The organism is Staphylococcus sp. HMSC070D05 (assembly GCF_001815595.1).
Lineage (GTDB): Bacteria > Bacillota > Bacilli > Staphylococcales > Staphylococcaceae > Staphylococcus > Staphylococcus hominis.
In genome coordinates, this window is record NZ_KV821102.1 from 23,272 (window position 1) to 43,178 (window position 19,907).

The 19,907-nt window shown below is 32.1% G+C and carries 21 protein-coding genes; 17 read left to right on the forward strand and 4 right to left on the reverse strand.

Annotation, left to right across the window (positions count from 1 at the left end; all coding sequences use genetic code 11):
• Positions 1 to 206: 206 nt before the first annotated feature.
• The 11 genes from pgsB (at position 207) to HMPREF3046_RS03600 (ending at position 10,253) form a co-directional block, all read left to right on the forward strand.
• Entirely contained in the window at positions 207 to 1,364 is a 1,158-nt protein-coding gene (pgsB, locus tag HMPREF3046_RS03555; protein ID WP_070716487.1) for a poly-gamma-glutamate synthase PgsB, read from the forward strand.
• A gap of 1 nt (position 1,365) precedes the next feature.
• Positions 1,366 to 1,818: a poly-gamma-glutamate biosynthesis protein PgsC gene (pgsC, locus tag HMPREF3046_RS03560; RefSeq protein WP_070716489.1), complete on the forward strand. Its 453-nt coding sequence runs from the start codon at positions 1,366 to 1,368 to the stop codon at positions 1,816 to 1,818.
• A gap of 23 nt (positions 1,819 to 1,841) precedes the next feature.
• A complete protein-coding gene (locus tag HMPREF3046_RS03565) occupies positions 1,842 to 2,912 on the forward strand; it encodes a CapA family protein (RefSeq protein ID WP_070716492.1) in 1,071 nt (356 codons plus the stop codon).
• Entirely contained in the window at positions 2,902 to 3,063 is a 162-nt protein-coding gene (locus HMPREF3046_RS11310) for a hypothetical protein (protein ID WP_176746065.1), read from the forward strand. Before HMPREF3046_RS03565 ends, HMPREF3046_RS11310 begins: the two co-directional genes overlap by 11 nt.
• 1 nt (position 3,064) lies before the next feature.
• Positions 3,065 to 4,663 carry a gamma-glutamyltransferase gene (locus HMPREF3046_RS03570; RefSeq protein WP_070716494.1) on the forward strand — a complete coding sequence of 533 codons (1,599 nt, stop codon included), beginning with the start codon at positions 3,065 to 3,067 and terminating at the stop codon, positions 4,661 to 4,663.
• A 191-nt stretch (positions 4,664 to 4,854) separates the two neighbouring features.
• On the forward strand, positions 4,855 to 6,336 hold the full coding sequence (gene xylB / locus HMPREF3046_RS03575; RefSeq protein ID WP_070716496.1) for a xylulokinase: 1,482 nt from the start codon (positions 4,855 to 4,857) through the stop codon (positions 6,334 to 6,336).
• A 244-nt stretch (positions 6,337 to 6,580) separates the two neighbouring features.
• The gene (locus tag HMPREF3046_RS03580) at positions 6,581 to 6,877 is read left to right on the forward strand and encodes a sugar ABC transporter permease (RefSeq protein ID WP_070716498.1); all 297 of its coding nucleotides are present in this window, start codon (positions 6,581 to 6,583) and stop codon (positions 6,875 to 6,877) included.
• A gap of 385 nt (positions 6,878 to 7,262) precedes the next feature.
• Positions 7,263 to 8,306 carry a PTS sugar transporter subunit IIC gene (locus HMPREF3046_RS03585; protein ID WP_070716500.1) on the forward strand — a complete coding sequence of 348 codons (1,044 nt, stop codon included), beginning with the start codon at positions 7,263 to 7,265 and terminating at the stop codon, positions 8,304 to 8,306.
• An 8-nt stretch (positions 8,307 to 8,314) separates the two neighbouring features.
• Entirely contained in the window at positions 8,315 to 8,995 is a 681-nt protein-coding gene (locus tag HMPREF3046_RS03590) for a serine dehydratase beta chain (RefSeq protein WP_242291122.1), read from the forward strand.
• Between the two features lie 12 nt (positions 8,996 to 9,007).
• Positions 9,008 to 9,910: an L-serine ammonia-lyase, iron-sulfur-dependent, subunit alpha gene (gene sdaAA / locus HMPREF3046_RS03595; protein ID WP_070716503.1), complete on the forward strand. Its 903-nt coding sequence runs from the start codon at positions 9,008 to 9,010 to the stop codon at positions 9,908 to 9,910.
• Positions 9,911 to 10,049: 139 nt separating this feature from the next.
• A complete protein-coding gene (locus HMPREF3046_RS03600; RefSeq protein ID WP_070716505.1) occupies positions 10,050 to 10,253 on the forward strand; it encodes a hypothetical protein in 204 nt (67 codons plus the stop codon).
• Positions 10,254 to 10,306: 53 nt separating this feature from the next.
• Here HMPREF3046_RS03600 and HMPREF3046_RS03605 read toward each other — a convergent pair whose 3' ends face one another.
• Positions 10,307 to 10,804 (reverse strand): GNAT family N-acetyltransferase, encoded by a 498-nt coding sequence (locus tag HMPREF3046_RS03605; protein ID WP_070716624.1) that lies wholly within the window; start codon positions 10,802 to 10,804, stop codon positions 10,307 to 10,309.
• Positions 10,805 to 10,952: 148 nt separating this feature from the next.
• Here HMPREF3046_RS03605 and srtA point away from each other — a divergent pair, with 148 nt between their 5' ends.
• Both srtA and HMPREF3046_RS03615 read left to right on the forward strand, forming a co-directional pair.
• Positions 10,953 to 11,558, forward strand: a complete 606-nt coding sequence (gene srtA / locus HMPREF3046_RS03610; protein ID WP_070716508.1) for a class A sortase SrtA — start codon at positions 10,953 to 10,955, stop codon at positions 11,556 to 11,558.
• Positions 11,559 to 11,735: 177 nt separating this feature from the next.
• A complete protein-coding gene (locus HMPREF3046_RS03615) occupies positions 11,736 to 12,545 on the forward strand; it encodes a Cof-type HAD-IIB family hydrolase (protein WP_070716510.1) in 810 nt (269 codons plus the stop codon).
• A gap of 88 nt (positions 12,546 to 12,633) precedes the next feature.
• Here HMPREF3046_RS03615 and HMPREF3046_RS03620 read toward each other — a convergent pair whose 3' ends face one another.
• A complete protein-coding gene (locus HMPREF3046_RS03620) occupies positions 12,634 to 13,626 on the reverse strand; it encodes a D-lactate dehydrogenase (RefSeq protein ID WP_070716513.1) in 993 nt (330 codons plus the stop codon).
• A gap of 316 nt (positions 13,627 to 13,942) precedes the next feature.
• Between HMPREF3046_RS03620 and HMPREF3046_RS03625 the strand changes: the two genes are divergently transcribed.
• The 3 genes from HMPREF3046_RS03625 (at position 13,943) to HMPREF3046_RS03635 (ending at position 17,470) form a co-directional block, all read left to right on the forward strand.
• Positions 13,943 to 14,611 carry an NAD(P)H-dependent oxidoreductase gene (locus HMPREF3046_RS03625; RefSeq protein WP_083316363.1) on the forward strand — a complete coding sequence of 223 codons (669 nt, stop codon included), beginning with the start codon at positions 13,943 to 13,945 and terminating at the stop codon, positions 14,609 to 14,611.
• A gap of 125 nt (positions 14,612 to 14,736) precedes the next feature.
• Positions 14,737 to 16,230, forward strand: coding sequence for an aldehyde dehydrogenase family protein (locus HMPREF3046_RS03630; protein ID WP_070716514.1), 1,494 nt, complete (start codon positions 14,737 to 14,739; stop codon positions 16,228 to 16,230).
• A gap of 331 nt (positions 16,231 to 16,561) precedes the next feature.
• Positions 16,562 to 17,470: a phosphate/phosphite/phosphonate ABC transporter substrate-binding protein gene (locus tag HMPREF3046_RS03635; RefSeq protein WP_070716515.1), complete on the forward strand. Its 909-nt coding sequence runs from the start codon at positions 16,562 to 16,564 to the stop codon at positions 17,468 to 17,470.
• A 32-nt stretch (positions 17,471 to 17,502) separates the two neighbouring features.
• Here the strand turns inward: HMPREF3046_RS03635 and HMPREF3046_RS03640 are convergent, their stop codons facing one another.
• Together HMPREF3046_RS03640 and HMPREF3046_RS03645 are read right to left on the reverse strand one after the other, a co-directional pair.
• Positions 17,503 to 18,309 carry a VOC family protein gene (locus HMPREF3046_RS03640; protein WP_070716518.1) on the reverse strand — a complete coding sequence of 269 codons (807 nt, stop codon included), beginning with the start codon at positions 18,307 to 18,309 and terminating at the stop codon, positions 17,503 to 17,505.
• A 129-nt stretch (positions 18,310 to 18,438) separates the two neighbouring features.
• Complete coding sequence (locus HMPREF3046_RS03645; protein ID WP_070716520.1) at positions 18,439 to 18,720, reverse strand: GNAT family N-acetyltransferase; 282 nt, start codon at positions 18,718 to 18,720, stop codon at positions 18,439 to 18,441.
• A 181-nt stretch (positions 18,721 to 18,901) separates the two neighbouring features.
• Between HMPREF3046_RS03645 and HMPREF3046_RS03650 the strand changes: the two genes are divergently transcribed.
• Positions 18,902 to 19,858: a metal ABC transporter solute-binding protein, Zn/Mn family gene (locus tag HMPREF3046_RS03650; protein ID WP_070716521.1), complete on the forward strand. Its 957-nt coding sequence runs from the start codon at positions 18,902 to 18,904 to the stop codon at positions 19,856 to 19,858.
• The last annotated feature ends 49 nt before the right edge of the window (positions 19,859 to 19,907 follow it).

Consider the following 19,907-nt stretch of genomic DNA (forward strand, 5'->3'; position numbering starts at 1 on the left):
ATTTGAAATAATCAATAATTTGGCTGGAAAAATATTTATATTCTGTTAACTTTTTTATAATTTTATACTATCCTTAACTTAATATTTACATTTTTAAAACTGACTAAATATTAAGATGATAGCATACCCTTATTAAAGTGTTTAACGCATTAATTAAGATAATATTAAATGAAAGACAAAATATGTTTAAAGTGAGGGACTTCAGTTTGATTCTCATTATTCTTTGTATCGCTTTGATATTATTTCTAGGAATTAGAGAGAAAAAGCGACATACACACCGTTTAAATAAGATTCCTCTACGAATAAATATTAATGGTATTCGTGGTAAATCAACTATTACAAGAATGATTTATAGTATTTTACGAGAAGATCAATATCATGTTATTGGTAAAACAACAGGCACTGATGCCAGAATGTTATATTGGTTTACAGAGAAAGAATATCCTGTCCTTAGAAAACCGCAAGGCGCCAACATAGGAGAACAAAGAGACATTGTGCAAAAAGTAGTTAAGCAAAAAGCCAATGCGCTTGTTAATGAATGTATGGCGGTTAATCCAGATTATCAAATTGTCTTTCAAGAAGATTTAGTAAAAGCGAATATTGGTGTCATTGTCAATGTTATGGAAGACCATATGGACGTATTAGGGCCGACACTTCAAGATATTGCTCAAGCATTTACTGCAACGATTCCCCGAAATGGAAAATTAGTAGTCATGAAGGATGATTTTACAGACTTTTTTGCTAAAGAAGCTAAAAAACGTAAAACTGAACTTATTGTTGTAGATAAAAATGATATACCTGAATCATACTTAAGGAAATTTAATTATTTAGTATTTCCTGATAATGTAGCCATCGCTTTAGGTGTAGCTCAAGCTGTAGGAGTTGAAAAAGACGTTGCGCTGCGCGGAATGTTAAATGCACCTCCTGATCCTGGAGCGGTTGAAATTAAATATTTTAATGCAAATAACACAAAAAATGTATTTGTTAATGCGTTTGCTGCTAATGAGCCCCAGTCTACGAAAGCGATATTAAATAAAGTGGAATCATACGATTATCCTTATACAAAAAAAGTAGTGATTCTTAACTGTCGTTCTGACAGGGTGGATCGTACACGACAGTTCGTTGAGAATTTTATTGAGGACGTCGAATTCGATACCTTAATTTGCACAGGAAAAAGCACGCAAATGGTTACAGATGTAATGCAACGGCTACCTGAAAAGACATACATAAATCTTGAAAATCATGATTTTTCAGACATAGAAAAAGTGATTCTTAGTGAATCACAGCAAGCACTCATATTTTGTGTTGGAAATATTCATGGTCCAGGTGGAAAAATAGCAGAATTTATAGAAGGGATAGAATAAAATGATAGGTTCGGAGTTATACTTTTCCCTATTTGTTGGTATTGTATTAAGTTTAATTTTTGCAGAAAAATTTGGGATTAATCCCGCAGGTCTTGTGGTACCTGGTTATTTAGCCCTTATTTTTGATCAACCCATTATGTTACTATCTGTGTTGGTCATTAGTTGTCTCACTTATTTTATTGTTACGTTTGGTATTAGTAGATGGGTCATTCTTTATGGTAGACGTAAATTTGCAGCAATGATTTTGACTGGTATGGTTCTAAAGTTTATTTTTGATTTAATTTATCCACTCACTCCATTTGAAGTTGTGGAGATTTCAGGTATCGGAGTTGTTATTCCTGGTATTATTGCCAATACCATTCAAAAACAAGGTGTTGTAATAACATTAGCTACGACAATGTTATTAACATGTATAACTTATGTCATCTTGTTCTTATATAGCTTTATTAATTAATCGCGAGCGAGGAGCGCATAATAATGAAAAAGAAAAAACGATTATCAGCGAGCGAATGGTTACTTAAGCAATCGAAACGACATAAACGTAGAAACTTTTTGTATACGTTTATTGTCTTAGTTATCACAGTAGTACTTCTAATTTTTGCTATTCGAGCTGTTAAAGTTGAACCTGTAGAGGCGATGCCACATTCGGGTAATAGTATTAGAAATACATATTTAGGAAATATCACTTTGAATAATGACATCAGAAAAGTCAATTTAAATGATGTTTTTAAAAGTTTAAGAGAGCCATTACAACAAAGTGATTTTTCCACAGCTTCTTTATATGTGAGTCAATTTTCTAAAAAACCTAAAGAAAATATAAATAAAAACATAGAAAACGTTATGTTTTTAAAAAAACAAAATATTAAAAGTATTAATTTAATTAATAGCACTATAGATAATGTACAAGCTCAAGATTTATCCAAAAAAGTTGAAGCACAAACAGATTATAATTTTTTAACTGGAAATGGTTCGAATCCAATTAATAGTAAAACAGTGCAACAAAAAGTTAAAAATAAAAAAGTCGCTAATGTTTCGTTCACAGATATCGAATCGTATTATGAAGATCCTTTAAAAAATACGACATCTATTAGCTTAGATCCCAAAATTTTTGTGCCATTAATTAAAAACTTAAAGGAAAACAATGATCTTGTAGTTGTGAACGTAGATTGGGGTATTCCTAACGAACGTAATGTAACAGATCGCCAAAAAGCTTATGCTCATGCATTAGTTGATGCAGGTGCAGATGTAATCATTGGCCATAATACAGTTATACAACGTATTGAGAAGTATAAACAGGCTAGTATTTTTTATAGTTTGGGAAATTTAACGTCGAATGATTTTCTATCAAAAAATAAAAAAAGTATAGTTGTTCAACATGATTGGAATGGTCAGCATCATCAATTTCAAATTACACCTGTTCGCTCTGCAGATGGAAAATTAACAAAAGATCATATGAGTAGTATGGAATCACAACGTTATTACAATAATATTAAAGATAAAACAATTCATCTGAAAGAAAAGAATGGGGGGTATTCTTTTGAATATTAAACAACATTGGTTGCCTATTGTTACGACACTTATTATTATTACTATTTTATTAATGGTTACGTTTTCTAGAGCAAATGAAGGTCTCGATAATTACGAAAAAAAAGAATTAAATAAAGCCACGGAGCAATATTTATCTAAAGGGGCCAAGTAGTATGAATATCTATAACAAAGTGACACTATTAGTCATTTTAGTGATTACAATTTTAATCTCATTTACATTTTATTTTTTTAATAAAGAAGATAAACCCGATAAAGATGAGTTATATGAAAACAAGATTGCTAACCGTAAATCAGCAACATCTGATGAGCAAAAAACGTATGGTGTCGCTTCAAATAATGCTATCGCAACAAGTGTAGGTAATAAAATTATTGAGGATGGCGGTAATGCAGTTGACGCAGCTGAAGGTGTCGCTTACGCACTTGCAGTAACAGAACCTCATTCATCTGGATTAGGTGGTGGGGGTGCTACACTGACATACGATGGTAAAAATGGTGAAGAACCACGCATGTATGAATATAAAACAGTATCTTCATTTAATTACAAAAAAGGAGATAAAATAGGAACACCAGGTTTTGTACGCGGTTTACATGATATGCATGAAAAAGAAGGCAAAATGGATGAGAAAGAAATCTTAAACTATGTTATTCCATTAGCTGAAGATGGTTTTGAAGTAGATTCAGAGTTAGAACGTAGCTTGAAATTATTTGGTTCTGATATTGATCGACACTCTCCCTTCTTTAAAGGTAAGCGCACAGTTCGTGAAGGGGCAATTGTAAAACAATCTGCTTTAGCAAATACTTTAAAGAAAATTCGAGATAAAGGACCGGATTATTTTTATAATCATATTGGAAAAAGTTTATCTAAACAATTAAAAAATCAACTCACTGAAGACGACTTTAAACAAGTAAAAACAGAAGAAAAGAAACCTATTAGTACAAAATATTTAAACAATACTGTTTATGCTGCATCTAACCCATTAGGTGGGATCTTAATGGAACAAGGTTTGAAGATTGATGAAAGTGTAAATTCTGCAAATGATCGTACAGATTATATTAAAGGGATTGTTAAATCTCGTGATATTATGTATCGAAATCGAGATATTGTTAACGGTAAAGAATCTAGTAGCAATACTTACTTGTCTCAAGATTATTTACTAGATAAGATTAATAGTATCAATTTTGACGAACAAGGTAGCGACTTCAATACACAACGTATTGATAATACAAGTACAACGCACTTTGTAGTGATTGATAAGAACGGTAAATTAGCAAGTACTACAAATACATTATCAAGCTTCTTTGGAACAGGTAAATATGTTAAAGAAGGTTTTTACATGAATAACTCACTAACAAACTTTTCAACAGATCCAAGCAGTCCAAACTATGGTGAGAAACATAAAGCACCACGTTCTTATACGTCACCTACTATTATTGTTGGACCCGACTTCTATATGGGTATTGGTACGCCAGGAGGAAATAAAATTCCAACGATTCTTAATGAAGTCATTGTAGACTATTTAAGAGGAAATGGTACGTTGCAAGAATCTATTAATAAGCCACGTTTTTATAATGATGGTGGAACAATCTTCTATGAAAATGCTATGGATGATAACGATGTCAATATTTTCAAAAGTCTAGGTTTCGGTGTAGAAGAAAAACGTAACGATCCTAACTTTGGTAGTATTCAAGGGGCCGTTTATAATAAGAATGATAGAACAGTGGAAATTGGGCATGATGTAGGAAACAGATAATAAAAAAGGACAAAAATCAATTCGGTTTTTGTCCTTTTTTTATTTACTCAAAATAAGTATTGAAATAATTATTTAAAACGCTATCATAAATACATAGATAGCTAAATTTAATTTATTTACAATAGAAAATATAAAAATAATAAATTGTCATTAATATAATGATATGAGTAGTGATATAAAGGGTGAGTCGTATGAAAGAAGCAGTATTAGGTATTGATCTTGGAACGAGCGCAGTTAAAATTATTGCGGTAAATCAAACAGGCCATGTGATTACTTCAACAAGTGTGCCTTTAAATTTAATACAATCCCAACCTGGATATAGCGAACAAGATACAAAGGAATGGTTTAATGCAGTTAAAACAGGCATATATCAGTTAAATCATTCTGATGAAATGAAATCGTATAAAGTGAAGGGGATCTCATTCTCAGGTCAAATGCATGGGCTAGTAGCCTTAGATAAAGAAGGTTATCCTGTACGACACGCTATCCTTTGGAATGATACACGTAATTCAGAACAATGTAAGCAAATTAGATCGGTTTATGGAGAACGATTAAATGGAAATCCGATTCTTGAGGGTTTTACACTTCCTAAGATGATGTGGGTAAGTACTCATGAACCTGAATTATGGAAGAAAGTAGATGTGTTCGTTCTTCCTAAAGATTATATACGTTATTGTTTAACGGGTAAGATTCACATGGAATATTCTGACGCTGCAAGTACGCTCCTTCTTAGTCCAGAAACGCATGATTGGTCAAAAGACGTTGGAGATACATTTGATATAGGAGATGTTTATCCATCACTTGTGAAATCTACAGACGAAGTTGGAACTATTCAAGAACCCTTAGCGAGTGAACTTGGTTTTACATCTCCAGTAAAAGTATTTGCTGGGGGCGGAGATAATGCCTGTGGTGCAATTGGTGCAGGTATAATCAATGATAATGATACATTATGTAGTATTGGTACTTCTGGTGTAATCGTCAACGTAGAAAAAAGTAATCAAACGAACTATAAAAATAATATCCATTTTTTTGATCATAGTGTTCCAAATACATATTATGCAATGGGAGTAACGTTGGCTGCAGGATATAGTCTTAATTGGTTAAAGAGAACATTTTTTGATAACGATACGTTTGATGAAATTGTGAAACAAGCGAGTACCTCTTCAATAGGTGCAAATCGTTTATTATTTGCGCCTTACCTAGCTGGTGAGCGTACACCCCATGGTGATGCATTTATTCGAGGGAGTTTCATTGGCATTAGCGGTAACCATTCTAAATCAGACTTTGCACGAGCGGTATTAGAGGGTATTACTTTTTCTTTGTATGATTCAATTCAATTGATGCGAGAAGCGGGAAAAGAAATTACACATATTACTTCAATTGGTGGAGGCGCAAAAAGTGAATTTTGGCTTCAAATGCAAGCTGATATTTTTAATGCATCTATACGTAAATTGAAGTATGAAGAAGGACCAAGTATGGGGGCAGCAATGATTGCAGCGTATGGGTTACAATGGTTTGATTCTTTTGATGACTGTGTAGCACAATTTATAGACGTTGAACATATATATGAACCTAATTTGCAACGACATCAACAATATGAATCTTATTACAATATTTATAAACAAATCTATCAACATACACATCAACTTACAGAAGCGTTATTAAAGACTTAAAGCGTTTCGCACATGATTATTTAGAAAGAAACTCGAAGAATCAGATGACAAAGTAGGGACAGACATCGTTTTTGTGTCTCTACTTTTTTAATAGTAAATTCCCATTAATATGCTTTGTTATAATTAATATATTATATTTTATAAAAAATTTATTGACAAAAACCTAATGTAGATATTAAATAATATATATAAATTCCTCATTCCAAATAACACTATCTGTTAAGTATGGAAAGGAGTGATAGTTATGAACGAGACCCATTTCATTGATCAACTATCACACGTAAATATGATTGAGACGCTTTATTTAAATTCCAATGATTTAAAACCCTCTATGAATCTTTTCCTAAATTTATTATTTAAACGATTATTACTAGAATACTATTTATACATTCGTACAATTTATAATAAGTATGCATATTTAGAAACGCCATTTCTATCCTCTCAACTTTTTCCCAATGCTTTTCATGATTTATTTTATATCATGTATACACTCATCGATACACAAAATATAACAACGTATTCTAACGTTTTAGAATCGTAAAACGATATCGTTAAGTATGCTTGTGTGTATAAGAAATCCGCCTTCGTTAAGAAACAGAGTGAGTAAGGAAGCAATAAATAATTGATAAAATTCAATCAAGTGGTGAACATTCATATTACTAAAAGATGAATTATAATTGAGTGTATTTATAAACATCTTTTTCAGTAGAAGTGAGTACATTTCTCATTTCTACTGTTTTTTTATGAACAAAATTAATATTTTGCGTCTAATTTTTTTATATAAAAATTAAATTCGTTAAAGTACTTAAAATGTGAATTATTTCACAAATAAATTTTAGATTTATCATATTAGGTATTGAAAACGTTTTCTGACGGGTGTACTATGACATTGGCTAGGAAATTAGAGAGAAAGAGGTTAACGGGAAATGAATATTATTTTAGGTGTTGGAACACTTGTATTAGTATTAATTGTAATGACACTTTTCTTAAACTTTGCACCATATGGGAAACAAGGATTACAAGCACTGTCGGGAGCAGCGTGTGCGACTTTCTTACCGCAAGCATTCCTAAGTTATGCGATAGGTGGCGTTTTCCATATTCACTTCTTTCAAGTGATTGGAGATTTAGCGGGAAGTTTAGCTGGCGTTGCAGTAGGAATTTTGACATGTATTAACTTAGGTATTTCACCAGTATTTGCAGTTATTGTTGGTTTAGTATTACATGATTTTAAATTATTACCAGCATTTATTGCAGCGTATGTTATCTCATTTGGTATTAAAATTATTGAGAAGAAAGTACCAGAAGGTTTAGACTTAATTACAGTTATTTTAATTGCCCCAGCTGTTGCATTTGGCTTAGCAACAATAATTAGCCCAGGCGTAATGGCTGTATTGCAACAAATTGGCGGCGCAATTACTGCTGTAGGAGATAGTCATCCATACGCTTTAGCAGTGATACTCGGATTAGTAATTCCAGTTACAGGTATGACACCATTAAGTTCAATGGTACTGACAAGCTTATTAGGTTTAACAGGTGTACCAATGGCAATTGGTGCATTAACTTGTACAGGTGCTTCATTTGTTAACTACGTTATGTTTAGTAGATTAAATATTGGTGGTCCATCTAAAGCATTTGCAGTTTTTGTTGAACCGCTCACTCAAATTGATTTAATTGCTAAATATCCATTACAATTATATGGAACAAATGCCTTGATTGGTATAGTAAATGCATGTATTGTAACATTTAGTGGACTAGTAATAAATGTAAAAGGTATGGCTACACCAATTGCTGGTGCGATTGTATTGTTTGGCTTTAATACACCTATGAAAGCAGTAATTACAATCATTGCTGTAGCAATTTCAAGTATCATTTTGGCGTTCATTATCAGTACATTGATTAAAAAATTCAATCTCATGGATTTATCTATCAAATTACCATCTAAACAAAAACAACCTAAGGAGAGTGTTTAAGAATGGCTATTAAAAAAAGTTATGACTATCAAAGTGCATTTGATATTATTGGACCAGTAATGATGGGACCTTCAAGTTCTCATACAGCTGGAGCAGTAAAAATAGGGAATGCTGCTTTTAATGTACTAGGAGGCATTAAACCAGAAACATTAGCAATCCATTATTATGAATCATTCGCAAAAACACACCAAGGGCATGGTACAGATTTAGCAATTGTAGGTGGTGCAATGGGTTATAGTACGTTCGATAGTCGAATTAAAGATTCATTAACTATTGCTAAAGATTTAGGTATTCATGTTGATATTATTGAAGAAGATGGCGAAAGCATTGGAGAACATCCAAACTGTGCCTATTTAATTGCTGAAGCAAATGGACGTCATATTGAAGTGATTGGTAACTCTATAGGTGGCGGTACCATTAAATTAAAAAGAATTAGTGTTGAAGGCATAGATGTTAACTTTAATCATGGCTTACCCATTTTAGTCATGGATGGATCTAAAAATAAGGCGGAAGTGAATCATTTCTTAAATGAAGTAAACGAACTTGGTGTAAGTATTGACGAAGAATTGGTTGATACAGATGATAATAATAGTTTAGTTGTTTTACCGTTAACAAAAGCAATCAAAGAATCAACATTAAATCAAATTAAAGAAAAATATAATCACTTAAATATATCCTATATTAAATAGAGGAGGATTAAAATGTTCGATTCAATTAGAGAAACTATAGATTATGCTGTTGAAAACAATATGTCATTTGCGGATATTATGATTCAAGAAGAAATGGAATTATCAGGTCAGTCTCGTGATGAAGTTAGAGATTTAATGAAACAAAATTTACAAGTCATGCGTGATGCTGTAGTTAAAGGAACTACAGGAGATGGGGTTGAAAGTGTCACAGGTTATACGGGACATGATGCAGCTAAAATTCGTGATTACAACGAAAATCATCATGCTTTATCAGGCTATGAAATGATGGATGCTGTTAAAGGTGCTGTAGCAACAAATGAAGTGAATGCGGCAATGGGTATTATTTGCGCGACGCCGACAGCTGGGTCCTCCGGTACGATTCCGGGCGTATTATTTAAATTAGAAAAAACACATGGTTTAACAGAAGATCAAATGGTTGATTTCCTATTTGTTTCATCATTATTTGGACGTGTAGTTGCAAATAATGCGAGTGTTGCTGGAGCAACGGGAGGTTGTCAAGCAGAAGTAGGTTCAGCTTCAGCTATGGCAGCAGCTGCTGCAGTATCTGTCTTTGGTGGTGAACCAGAAGCTTCGGGTCATGCGATGGCATTAGCTATTAGTAACTTATTAGGCCTTGTGTGTGACCCAGTGGCTGGACTTGTTGAAATTCCATGCGTCATGCGTAATGCCATTGGTTCAGGAAATGCATTGATTTCAGCAGACTTAGCATTAGCTGGTGTGAAAAGTAGAATTCCAGTCGATGAAGTCATCGAAGCGATGAACAAAGTAGGGCGAAACTTACCAGCACAACTTAGAGAAACTGGCCTAGGTGGTTTAGCAGGTACACCAACAGGAGAAGCCATTAAACAAAAAATCTTTGGTAATGCAGAAGACCCAGTCAATAGTTTTTCATAATATTTAAAATTCTAAACCACTCTTGGATGACAACATATTCAAGAGTGGTTTTTTTACGGCTTTAATTATCAGAAAATTTAAAAAAGTAATTGCAATATTTCACTTTTGAATATAAAATAACTTAAAAGGGGATGATGATATGCTTAGATTATATATCTTATTTTTAGCCTTCATCATTAATACAACGTTAACACGTGTATGGACGATCGAAGGAACTTGGGAGAATCTTTTACTTCAATCAATGTCTATGAGTATAATGTTTGTATTTCTTTTTTACTATATGCGTTTTATGCTTGAAAATAGAAAGCAAAAAAAAATAGATAGACTTAGAGATGAAAAATAAACAAAAAAGTCGAGACAGTTATTTGAATAACAGGGTCTCGATTTTTTTTTGAATTATTTATCCGTTTTTAAATCGTATTGATAGAAAGCTAAATCAAGCCAACGTTCAAATTTATAGCCTACGTTTTCAATCGTACCAGCATGTTTAAAATTGAATGTTTCATGAAGTTTAATACTTGCTTCATTTGATGTATCTATACCTGCAACTATAGTACGATACTGGCGGTGTTTAGCATCATCAATTAAATGTTCGAGTAAACGTGATGCCACGCCTCTTCTACGATAGTCTTTATTTACATATATAGAATGCTCAATAGAATATAAATAGGCGGGCCAATGTCTAAATTGTCCATATGTGGCAAACCCAGCTACTTTATTATCTATTTCAAATACAAATATAGGTTCGTTTGCAAGCACTTTTGTTTCGAACCATACTTCTCGTTCATTAAGATTTTGTGGATGATAAGTATATACAGCCGTTGTATTCAATATAGCATCATTATAAATATTTAATATATCAGGTAAATCTTTACGTTCAGCTTCTCTAATTATGGTAAGCACCTACTTATAGTATTTATTATTAATTTAAGCACTTGCACGAAATTAAATCAAATATATGTCATATAATCTAACATTTTATTTAGAAAAATAAATGGTATACTATGAATTAAGAATTTTAAAATTAAAGGAGTACTACTTAGTGAAGAATTGGACAAATCGACTCATGACCATGATTGGTGTGATTTTGATATTAGTAGCAGTATATTTATTTGCGAAACCATATATTGATAATTACTTACATCAAAAAGATAATAACGATAAAGTAGAACAATACGATAAAAATGATAAAAGCCATACATCAAAAGAAAGACCTACGATTCCAAAAGATAAATCGAAAATGGCAGGGTATATCAGTGTACCCGATGCGGAAATCAAAGAACCTGTTTACCCAGGTCCTGCGACACTTGAACAACTTAATAGAGGTGTAAGTTTTGCAGAAGGTGATGAATCACTTGATGATCAAAATATTTCTATTGCAGGACATACGTTTACTGATCGTCCACATTACCAATTTACAAATTTAAAAGCAGCAAAAAAAGGCAGCAAAGTTTATTTTAAAGTTGGAGATGAAACACGAGAATATAAAATGACAAGCATCCGAGATGTAAACCCTGAAGATGTTCAAGTATTAGATGAACATGAAGGGGAAACCAATCAACTGACATTAATCACGTGTGATAATTATAATCAACAAACAGGCGTTTGGGAAAAAAGAAAAATTTTCGTAGCTAAACAAATTAAATAAATACTTTACTTGACCGTTCATCTTTTCATTGATGAGCGGTTTTTATGCATAAAATTTTATTCTTTGGATGTAATTTCTAAATGTGAATATAGTTTCACTCTTCAAGTACTGACTTCAATCCCAATCATAAGGTGGATATAATGGACGATGAAAAGTATTGTAAGGGGGAAACCACTCATGATTAGAGCCATTGCAGTAGATATGGATGGGACATTTTTAGATACAAATAAAGCATATGACAAAGTGCGATTTGAGACAATTTATCAAGAATTAAAACGAAAACATATTGAATTTATTGCAGCCAGTGGTAATCAATATGCAAAGTTAAAGTCTATTTTTGGAGAGCGAGATATGTATTTCATTTCTGAGAATGGTGCAGTGATTTATCATGGCAATCAATTGTATAATTACCGTAGTTTTGATCAAACTATATATGAAAAAGTAGTGAATTATATCCATCTTGATCAACACATCGACGAATTCATTGTATGTGGACTTAAAAGTGCATATATTTTAAAAAATACATCTGAAGCCTTTAAAAAGGATGCTCATTTTTATTATCGTCAATTAGAAGAAATAGATACATTTCAACCTTTACCTAATGATGAATATGTGAAGATTGCATTAAATATTAATCGTGAGACACATCCCACTTTGGATACAGATTTAGAAACAAAGTTTAAAGAAGAAATTAAACTGGTTTCAAGTGGCCATGATAGTATCGATATTATTATGCCTAATATGACAAAAGGCCAAGCATTAAAACGTTTGTTAAAAAAATGGGACATGTCACCATCAGAATTAATGGCATTCGGTGATGCTAACAATGATAAAGATATGCTAGAATTTGCAGAGCATAGTTATGTTATGGCAAATAGTCATGATCAATCATTATTTGATATCGCAAAATTTGTAGCGCCAAGTAACGATGAACAAGGGGTACTTCAAATGATAGAAGAAAAAGTATTAAAAAGTGAGACAGAATAATACATCATCTCATTCAGTGGTCAACTGCCAACACATAAAAATGCCTGGGACATCATAAGTTGTCCCAGGCATTTTTATATATCAAATCTTAGTTTAATTGAGTGTCACATTTACCTGTGTTGATGACAGATAATGCAGCATTTAATCCACCTTCAACTAAATTTCTAACTGCTTCATCTGAGAAGAAAGCAATATGAGGTGTCACTAAGATATTTTCGTTTTCAATTAATTCAAGTAAAGTTTTATCTTCAATTTCTTTACCTGTCCAGTCATATGTGAAGTAATCAGCTTCATTTTCATATGTGTCAATGGCAGCACCATATAAAGTACCGTCATTTACAGCATTAATTAAAGCTGGTGTATCAATAACAGCACCACGAGCGGCGTTGACTAACACAGCACCTTTTTTCACTTTGCTAAACATGTCAGCATCGAATAAGTGGAAGCTTTCTTTATTAGCAGGTACATGTAAAGAAATGATATCAGCATCGGCAATTGCTTCCTCAACTGAATCTTTATATTCTAAGAAATCTAATGAGTTGTTTGGATATGCATCATAGCCTACTACTTTTGCACCAAAACCAGCATAAATTTTACCAGTTGCAGCACCAATACGGCCTGTACCGATAATTGCAACAGTCATGTTTTTAACAGGTGTAGACATGATAGGTGCAGCCCATTTGAAATTATGTTCTTGAACGCGTTTTTCAATTTCAGGGAATTTACGTACTAATTGTAAAGCGATTGATACTGAGTATTCAGCAATTGTTTCAGGTGAATAACTTGGTACGTTAGAAATTACAATATTGTGTTTTTTTGCAAGATCTAAATCATACATATCAAAACCAGCAGTACGTTGAGCGATTTGTTTAATACCATATTTTTCAAGTTTAGGATAAACAGAATCTGCTAATTTACCGAATTGCATTGTAGTTACGCCATCGAAACCTTCTAATTGATCTACTGTGTCTTCGCTTAAAATATCTTCAGAAGTAACAACTTCTACATTGTGTTCTTTACCCCAATTTAAAGCGTCTTTTTTTTCGTAATCACGAGTTCCGAAAAACATAATTTTTGTCATTAAAATAACCCCATTTCATTTTGTATAAAAAAGTTAAAAATTAATAAATAAGTAAGACTAAAGTTAAAGTAAGAGATTTGGTACAACATCATTGAATGTTATCTCTAACATAACTTACAACCCTATTATATTGTGAATTAGTTCACAAATCAATTAAAAAGAGTTTTTTGTTTCGTATAATGTGAAAATATATACATAAAATATCATTTAAAATGAAATATTACAACTTAGAATTAGGCGAATCCTTTTGAGCTAATTATTTTGGCTAAAATAGTTTGTATTTTATAATTTGAGTAAGTTTTTAATAGAGGAGTGGATGACTATCAATCAGATTCAAAATACCATTATAGATGCGTTTAAATTTAGATTTGCTACTAAGGAATTCGATACAACAAAAAAGATAAGTGATTCTGAATTCAATACCATTCTTGAAGCAGGACGATTATCTCCTAGTTCGTTAGGTCTTGAGCCTTGGAGATTTCTTGTGATTCAAAACGAAACGCTACGTGAAAAATTAATACCTTATAGTTCTGGTGCACAAAAACAACTTAATTCTTCCAGTCATTTTGTACTAATTTTAGCTCGTAAGAATGTAACACCGACGTCTGATTATGTACAGTCATTTATTAGAGGGATTAAGCAGTATGAAGAGAGCACCATTCCAATGTTTGAAGATAAAGTACAGGAATTCCAAACACATTTTCATATTAATGATAACGCTAGAACAATTTTGGATTGGGCATCTAAACAAACCTACATTGCATTAGGTAATATGATGACAGCAGCTGCATTAATGAATATTGATTCCTGTCCAATGGAAGGTTTCGATTTAGATGGTGTAACTGAGTTATTAGAACATGAAGGGATCATTGATAGCAATCAGTTTGCACCTTCAGTTATGGTAGCTTTTGGTTATAGAAAAGAGAATCCTACAAAACCTAAAACACGTCAACCACAAGAAGATGTAATTGAATGGATAAATTAAGCATAGTTTTGTAAAAAAAGGGTAAATAATTAATATACAAAACGTATCAATGAATGAAGTGAATTTAACATTACTTTATAGAGTTACGTTATGATTGATAAACAAAGAAAGAGGGATGAAAACGTATGGCAAAAGTAAATGTTAGAGATTTTTTAGATGAACAATATGATTTATTTATAAATGGTGAGTTCCAACCAAGTGAAAGTGGAGAAACACTTACGGTTACTAACCCAGCAAATGGTGAAGAATTAGCCAAAGTTGCTAAAGCAAATGAAAAAGATGTTGATAAAGCAGTGCAATCAGCACATGAGGCATTTGATAGTTGGAGTAAAATTTCTAAAGCAGAACGTGCAGATTATTTATTAGAAATTAGTCGTCGTATTGAAGAAAATAAGGAACATTTAGCAACAGTTGAATCACTTCAAAATGGTAAACCTTACCGTGAAACATCAACAATTGATCTTCCTCAAGTAGCTGAACAATTTAAATATTTTGCAGGAGTATTAACGACTGATGAAGGTTCGGTTAACCAAATAGATCATAACACTATGAGTTTAGTTGTAAATGAACCTGTGGGAGTAGTAGGTGCAGTAGTAGCATGGAACTTCCCAATCTTACTTGCATCTTGGAAATTAGGTCCAGCATTAGCAGCGGGTAATACAGTGGTAATTCAACCTTCTTCTTCTACACCATTAAGCTTAATTGAATTAGCTAAAATTCTTCAAGATGTGTTACCAAAAGGTGTAGTAAACGTCATTACTGGTAAAGGTTCAGAATCAGGCGATGCGATTTTCAAACATGAAGGTGTAAATAAATTATCATTCACTGGTTCAACAAGTGTAGGTTATGGTGTTGCTAAAGCAGGCGCTGAACGTATTGTGCCAACGACATTAGAACTTGGCGGTAAAAGTGCTAATATTATCTTTGATGATGCAAATTTAGATCAAGTCATTGAAGGCGTTCAATTAGGTATTCTATTCAATCAAGGTGAAGTATGTAGTGCCGGTTCACGTTTATTAGTACAATCATCTTTATATGATAAATTATTACCAAAATTAAAAGAAGCATTCGAAAATATTAAAGTAGGCGACCCATTCGCTGAAGATACAAAAATGGGTGCACAAACTGGTCCAGAACAAATTGAAAAAATTGAAAGTTATATTAAATTAGCAGAAGAAGATGACAAAGCAAATATCTTAACGGGTGGACATCGTATTACTGATAATGGTTTAGATAAAGGCTACTTCTTCGAACCAACAATCATTGAACTTTCAGATAATAGTCATAAATTAGCACAAGAGGAGATTTTTGGACCTGTTGTTGTTGTTGAAAAATTCGAAGATGAAGAAGAAGCAATTAAAATTGCGAATGACTCAGAGTATGGTTTAGCTGGTGGTGTCTTCACTACAAACTTACTTCGTGCATTAAATGTTGCAAAAGCAATTCGTACTGGCCGTATTTGGGTTAATACGTATAATCAAATCCCAGCTGGCGCACCATTTGGTGGTTATAAAAAATCTGGTATCGGTCGTGAAGTTTATAAAGATGCAATTAAAAACTATCAACAAGTTAAAAACATCTTTATTGATACAAGTAATGAAACAAAAGGCTTATACTAATTAAAATATGATTAAACATTTTAATAATTATTTTGAAATGTCGACAAAGGTATATACTTTGTCGGCATTTTTTTATGAAGTATGATTAAAAATTAGAAAAGTATGACAGATTTCATTTTGAAGTTGTATAAGTCTCTCGGTAATCTCAATTTAACTTATATGCAGACGTTTTGATGAAAATCTAAATAGTAAGATCTTCGAACTGAAATCAAAAATTAATATAAATTGTATTTTCAATTTAAATATTGATGGTTAATATAATATAAATACGTCTTTATATTTTAAGTTTGATGAAGTTTAAATACATTATATATTTTGAAAAGGGAAAATGATGAAACGTTTAAAATTTTTAGTTATTTATTTAGTTATTACAATTATAGTAAGCGGTTGTTCAAACATTGATAATGTAAAGCATCCTAAAGAAGCCTATACACCTAAATCATTAACTGTTGAGTTTGTCCCATCTCAAAATGCTCAAATCCTTAATGCTAAAGTAAAACCTTTGCAAAAATTATTATCTGATGAGCTGGAAGTTCCTGTAAAAGTACATATAGCAACAAATTATAATGCAATGGTAGAAGGGTTGAAATCGAAAAAAATCGATATTGCATTTATTTCTCCTGTTTCTTACACATTAGCTCATGATGCTCATGCAGCAGATGTATTGTTAAAGTCAAAAGGTTACCTAGTAGATAATAAAGGGAATCAAACACCTCACCTTGTAGATTATTATCGATCTCAAATTGTGGTTCGTAAAGATAGTAATATTAATCATTTAAAAGATTTGAAAGATAAGAGGATAGCGTTGCAAGATGTGGGATCAACTTCAGGATATATTTATCCTTTAGCATCGTTAATGGAAAAAGGAATAAAAAAGTCTGATATTCAAATTCAACAAGTGAAAGGTCATGATCAGGGGTTAATTGCATTATTAAATCATGATGTAGAAGCGGTTGCTACATATCAAGATGCTCGCGCAGATTTAAAAAAAGAGAATCCCAATATTTATCAAGAAACTAAAGTGATTTATCGCACAAAGAAAATTCCTAATGATACCATTTCAGTACGTAATGACATGAGTAGCAAATGGAAAAAGAAAATTAGTCGAGCATTTATTGATATCAGTCATACAAAAAAAGGTAAACATATTATTAGTGATATTTATGGTCATCAAGGTTATGAAAAAGCAAAAGATAGTGACTTTGATACTGTAAGAAAATATCGAGATATTGTAGATTAAAAAAAGGTTGGATGATTGTCATCCAATCTTTTTTAATCAGGAACCACACTTACATCTCCATGAACAGTCACATTAAACCCTTCAGGTGATGTTAAATTCGTTTCTTTAGCGTGAGGTTGATAGATATCAATATGTGTTAATCCATAAGTGTTCTTATTGTCTGGATTCACTTGATTAGATTGCCATGTATTCACAGCAATGTGATGATGATAGTGTTGTGTAGAAATAAATAAACTTTGAGGGAAGTTTGAAATATGTTCAAAACCAAGTTGATCAATATAGAATTGACGAGCCTCCATCAAATTATGTGTTTTTAAATGGAGATGTCCTAGTTTTCCATCTGATGGAAAACCTTGCCAACCCTTTTCAGTACGATGTGAAATTAAATCTTGTGCATCAACTTCAAGGGTATCCATTTTAATAAAGTCATTATCCCATTCCCAACCACTAGAAGGGCGATCTTGATAGACTTCAATACCATTACCTTCTGGATCATTGAAATATAGCGCTTCACTTACTAAATGGTCACCGCCACCAACAGGCTGATTTAAACGACTCATATGATATAGGAAGTTAGCTAAGTCTTGTCGTGAAGGTAATAAATAAGCGATATGAAAAAGGCCAGCTTCTCTAAATTCAGGATGACGTCCATGTTCTAAAAGAAGAAGCGTTAACGTGTGACCATGTTCTCCAACATTGAAAATGGTTTGTGTTTCAGTTTTCTTTTTAATAGAAAAACCGAGTACTTCAGAATAAAAGTGATTCATTTTGTTTAAATCTTTAACATTTAAAGTGACGTTCGTCACTTGCATTGCTTCTTTTGAATGAAATGCAGTCATGTATCATTGCCTCTCTTTTTTATACTAAGTATATTAAATATACTAGAATAGTTGCTAAGAGGGCAAGGTAAATAACTTGATTAAAAAAATCCTCTAGAGAATGATTCTCTAGAGGATTGTATTTTACTCTTATCCTAAATAAACATCTTGATAACTATCATTTTTTTCTAATACATCTTTTGCAAATGGACAAGAAGCGATAATTTTTAAGTTATTTTGACGAGCATGTTCTACAACTGAATCAACTAATTTAGTTCCTAAACCTTGACCACCTAATTCATCAGATACACTAGTGTGATCGATTTCAATTTCATTGTTATCTACTTGTTTGTAAGTGATTTCTGCTTTAGGATTATTTTCGTCTTCACCTACATAAAATTTATTGTTACCTTGTTTAATTTCTTCAGCCATATTACTTCACTCCTTATATAGTGTCTTAGTATTATTTATCACATTTCCGCTAAATTAAAACATTACATAAATAAAATTTAGAATATAAAAATTATAAAACATTTACATACAAAGTCATTGCTTTTTTATAAAAGAACAGATATAGTTGAGAACGAAATTATTACGTTTTGGAGGGGTTTGTGTGAAGAAGATTATCGCAATCATCAGTTTAATGTGTTTGTGCCTCATATTATCTGCTTGTAGTACAAATCGCGATATCACTCACAAACATAAAAAAGTAACAACTGAGAATAAATTAAAAATTTACACTACGGTTTTTGCGTTTGAAAGCTTTACAAAACAAATTGGTGGTAAATATGTGGATGTAGATACGATTTATCCACCGGGTGCTGATATGCATACATATGAACCTAGTCAACGCGATATGATTAATATTGCAAAAAGTGATTTATTTGTTTATTCAAGTGATCATCTTGATCCAGTAGCGGCTAAAATTACAAAATCAATGAATAATAATGATATGAAATTGGCAGTCGCAAATAATTTAAATAAACAAATCCTTTTGAATGAAGATGATGATCACGATGAACATGGACATCACCATAAAGCAACATCATATGATCCTCATGTTTGGCTTGATCCAATACTAGATCAACAATTCGCAAAGAAAATCAAAGATGATTTAGTTCATAAAGATCCTGCACATCGTAGATATTATGAACATAACTATAAACAATTAGTTAAAGATTTAAAACAAATTGATCGCACATTATCTAACATAACAACGCATTCTAAACGAGATAAAGTCATTATTTCTCATGATTCATTAGGATATTTAGCGCGCCGTTACCATTTCGAACAAGAAGGGGTTAGCGGTATGAATAATAAAGAGCCAAGTCAGAAAGACATCTTAGCGCTCATTAATCAAATAAAAGACACACATGAACCGTATATTTTATATGAACAAAATATTTCTTCAAAAATAACCGATGTGATTCGTAAAGAGACACAAACTCAACCTGTAAATTTTAATAATTTAGCAGTATTGTCTCAATCTCAATCAGAAGACCAAACACTCACTTTTCAATCCATTATGAAAAAAAATATTCAAGCCCTCGATAAAGCATTAAATAAATAAAAAGGAGCGCAAAAAAGAATGTCACGCCATTCTTTCTTGCGCTCCCTTT

Bases quoted from the DNA above. Each gene is read 5' to 3' on its own strand.
- pgsC (WP_070716489.1), top strand. From the start codon at position 1,366: ATGATAGGTTCGGAGTTATACTTTTCCCTATTTGTTGGTATTGTATTA.
- HMPREF3046_RS03565 (WP_070716492.1), top strand. From the start codon at position 1,842: ATGAAAAAGAAAAAACGATTATCAGCGAGCGAATGGTTACTTAAGCAA.
- HMPREF3046_RS03570 (WP_070716494.1), top strand. From the start codon at position 3,065: ATGAATATCTATAACAAAGTGACACTATTAGTCATTTTAGTGATTACA.
- xylB (WP_070716496.1), top strand. From the start codon at position 4,855: ATGAAAGAAGCAGTATTAGGTATTGATCTTGGAACGAGCGCAGTTAAA.
- HMPREF3046_RS03580 (WP_070716498.1), top strand. From the start codon at position 6,581: ATGAACGAGACCCATTTCATTGATCAACTATCACACGTAAATATGATT.
- HMPREF3046_RS03585 (WP_070716500.1), top strand. From the start codon at position 7,263: ATGAATATTATTTTAGGTGTTGGAACACTTGTATTAGTATTAATTGTA.
- sdaAA (WP_070716503.1), top strand. From the start codon at position 9,008: ATGTTCGATTCAATTAGAGAAACTATAGATTATGCTGTTGAAAACAAT.
- HMPREF3046_RS03600 (WP_070716505.1), top strand. From the start codon at position 10,050: ATGCTTAGATTATATATCTTATTTTTAGCCTTCATCATTAATACAACG.
- HMPREF3046_RS03615 (WP_070716510.1), top strand. From the start codon at position 11,736: ATGATTAGAGCCATTGCAGTAGATATGGATGGGACATTTTTAGATACA.
- HMPREF3046_RS03620 (WP_070716513.1), bottom strand. From the start codon at position 13,626: ATGACAAAAATTATGTTTTTCGGAACTCGTGATTACGAAAAAAAAGAC.
- HMPREF3046_RS03625 (WP_083316363.1), top strand. From the start codon at position 13,943: ATGACTATCAATCAGATTCAAAATACCATTATAGATGCGTTTAAATTT.
- HMPREF3046_RS03630 (WP_070716514.1), top strand. From the start codon at position 14,737: ATGGCAAAAGTAAATGTTAGAGATTTTTTAGATGAACAATATGATTTA.
- HMPREF3046_RS03635 (WP_070716515.1), top strand. From the start codon at position 16,562: ATGAAACGTTTAAAATTTTTAGTTATTTATTTAGTTATTACAATTATA.
- HMPREF3046_RS03640 (WP_070716518.1), bottom strand. From the start codon at position 18,309: ATGACTGCATTTCATTCAAAAGAAGCAATGCAAGTGACGAACGTCACT.
- HMPREF3046_RS03645 (WP_070716520.1), bottom strand. From the start codon at position 18,720: ATGGCTGAAGAAATTAAACAAGGTAACAATAAATTTTATGTAGGTGAA.